A 2,284-nucleotide genomic window follows, 5' to 3' on the forward strand; every position below is an offset into this window, starting at 1 on the left:
CGTCACCCGCCAAGGCGCCGTCACCCGCCAAGGCGCCGTCACCCGCCAAGGCGCCGTCACCCGCCAAGGCGCCATCACCCGCCAAGGCGTCGCCGCCTGCCCAGGCGTCGTCACCTGCCGAGGGGGCCGCGCCGGTCCGGAAGCCGGCTGGCGGCGCGGCGTCTGGTGGTGCCGTGGCGCCAGGCGGCGAGCGCGCCCAGGCGCGGACCGAGACGTCGCCGATCCGATCCCAGCCGGCGGGCTCACCGCCTCGGGCCGGGGGCGGGACACCGTCGTTGCGCACCCGTCCGGGAACAGACGGCACGTCCGCGCCCGGCCGGGCGCCGCAGCGTGCGGCCGTCACGCGTCAGCCCGACGCCGCCGCCCGGGCCGGGAACGCGGGATCCGCCGCCGCGCCGCGGGAAGCGGCGAAACCAGCGGCGCCGACACCGGATCCGGCAGCGCGGGCTCGGCCGGCCTGGTTCGACTGGGATCTGCCCGACCCGTCGGGCCACGCCCCCGTTCGTCCGGCCGCCAGCCAGGGCGCTTCCGCGTCGTCCGGCACCCTTCACCCGAGCCCCGGCCCAGGAGCACCCGCCTCCCCAGGAGCACCCGCGTCCGCCTCTCCTGGCGGCGACGCGGCGCTGTGGTGGGACAGCGCTCGCTCTGCCCCCGCAGCCCCCGCCGCGCGCCCCTCGCGCCAGAGCGGGAGCGGCGACGACGGCGCGGTCGTCTCCTGGTTCGGCGCGCCGGCCGCGTCGCCGGTTCCTGACGACGGCGGGCCGGGCGGGACGTCAAGGGAACCGGCCGGACGTCCCTCGGACGCAGGCGGCAGCCGCAGCGGCACGAGTGCCAAGCCAGCCGCGTCCGCCGCGATCGACCCGCCGACCATGCGGGTCGGGCTGCGGCGGGAATCCGGTCCGGCCGACCGTGGCGCCTCCGCCCGTCCGTCCCGTACTGACATCGATCGGATCAGCCAGTCCGACCGGTACGACGACACCGAGCGACGCCCGGATGCCGACCGGAATCACATCGCTGCCCGGGACCGGGAGGACGCCTGGGCGGCTCGGGACGGCGAGGGGCACCGCGTCGGCGAGGACGGCTGGATTCCCCCGGACGGCCGCGGCGGAGACGGCAACCGCGATCGGGGTGACGGCCGGGGTCATGGGGACGGCCGGGTCCGGACGGCGCCGCAGCGTCGCGAACATACGGGAGGATGGCCGGAGCGGAAGGAGGCGCCGTCCTGGGCCGGCGGCGCGGCACCCGACCGGTCCGGCCCGCTCGACGCGACGGAATCCTCTGGGGCGACGGAATCCCTCGACGCGACGAGCGCGCTTCACGTCACCGGTTCGCCTGCCGGGGTGGGACAGTCCGACGGTCTGCTCCCCGCGGACGAGGCGGCCGCTGACGACGCCGCGCGCCCGTATGCGGAGCCGCCGCCGCGCGCCGATGCCCGCCATCGTGGTCCGGTCACGGACCGTCCGTCGCCGTCCGCGCGGCCGGGTGAACCGGCGCCTTCCGCCGCGGCGGAACCGGTCGGTGCGGCGGGACGGGGCGCGGCGCTGGCGGTCGTCGTGGGGGCGGTCGGCGCGGTGATCGGCAGCACCCTGCCGTGGTGCACCATGTCCAGCGGCGACGAGACGCGCACGTTCACCGGGATCGTCGTCGGGGACGGCCGGTTGGTGCTGGTGCTGGCCGTCGCGCTGGCGGTGGTGGCCCTCGCCCGGCTCGCCCGCCGGCCGCTCACGGCTGGTGCGGCGGACGTGCTGGTCGCCCGTCTGGTAGCGGCCGGCATCATCATTCTCGCCGCCCTTGACCGGATGTACGGGCCGCCGACCCTCGCGTCGTTCAGGGCGGTGTCCGGTGATCGGATCGCGATCCATCCCGGCAGCGGCATCCTGCTCACTCTCGGCTCCGGTGTGCTGGCGCTGGTGGGGGCGATCCTGCTGCGGCCACCGCGGGGCGGGCGCGGACGGTAATCGGCTGATTCGCCAGGTGTGTCGGGTGACCGTGCGGGCGGCCGGCGCCCGTGGTACGACCGTCCGGGACGGCCGCCAGGCGGCCACGGCCTCGGACGGGGTGGTGTCGCGTTGACCGGTGAGCATGGCAGCCCGTGGGCCCGGCCGCCGGATGTCGGGCCGTCCGCGGGCCCGGCGGCGGGTGGGTCGGACGAGTGGGTCGCGGGGGTCGCCGCGGAGCTGCGGGTCTGGCGGGCGCGGGCCGCGGCGACCGCCGATCCGGCGTGGTCCCGACCTGGTGCGGCGAGGTCGGCCACGAGGGCGGGGGACCTGGGCGTGGCCGGGGA

1 protein-coding gene and 1 pseudogene are annotated in these 2,284 nt (G+C 77.8%); both read left to right on the forward strand.

Going from position 1 to position 2,284, the window contains the following annotated elements; genetic code table 11:
• Window positions 1-1,958: hypothetical protein (locus C1A33_RS35215; RefSeq protein WP_207770464.1), on the forward strand; the 1,958-nt coding region annotated here is incomplete at its 5' end.
• A gap of 111 nt (window positions 1,959-2,069) precedes the next feature.
• Window positions 2,070-2,284, forward strand: a pseudogene (locus tag C1A33_RS35955) (hypothetical protein); the annotation flags it as partial.

The sequence above is a fragment of the Frankia canadensis genome (assembly GCF_900197875.1).
Lineage (GTDB): Bacteria > Actinomycetota > Actinomycetes > Frankiales > Frankiaceae > Frankia > Frankia canadensis.